This is a genomic window from Pseudomonas sp. SIMBA_068, assembly GCF_046534705.1.
Classification (GTDB): domain Bacteria; phylum Pseudomonadota; class Gammaproteobacteria; order Pseudomonadales; family Pseudomonadaceae; genus Aquipseudomonas; species Aquipseudomonas putida.
The window spans coordinates 1-255 of the sequence record NZ_JAWRYI010001000.1 but is presented as its reverse complement, the minus strand read 5'-3'; the positions used below and the strand labels follow the sequence as shown (position 1 = coordinate 255).

Below are 255 nucleotides of genomic sequence, written 5' to 3'. Positions count from 1 at the left end.
ATGCCTGCAAACCTGCGAAACCTTCGCTAGCTCGCGCGCTATTTGTGGAAGGTCGCTGTGGGCCGTATCTGAAATTGCTGCAAGTCTTTTTCTATCCAGATATTTCGGGGCCTCTGTCTGTGGGTATCGGCGCTTTGGCTGACCGGCTTGCGGGTCGCTTTCTGGCGCCGGTTCACTGGTTGCCATGGGTAGGCATACCCAGTGGTTTTTCGTCGCCGATGTGTCTGCGCAAGGCCGTCTGAATGCGATTTTCTG

At 55.7% G+C, this 255-nt stretch carries 1 protein-coding gene; it reads left to right on the top strand.

Annotated features, from left to right (window positions below):
* The coding region (locus SB756_RS32435; protein ID WP_410913552.1) for a hypothetical protein at positions 1-242 on the top strand (242 nt) is incomplete at its 5' end.
* Between the last annotated feature and the right edge of the window lie 13 nt (positions 243-255).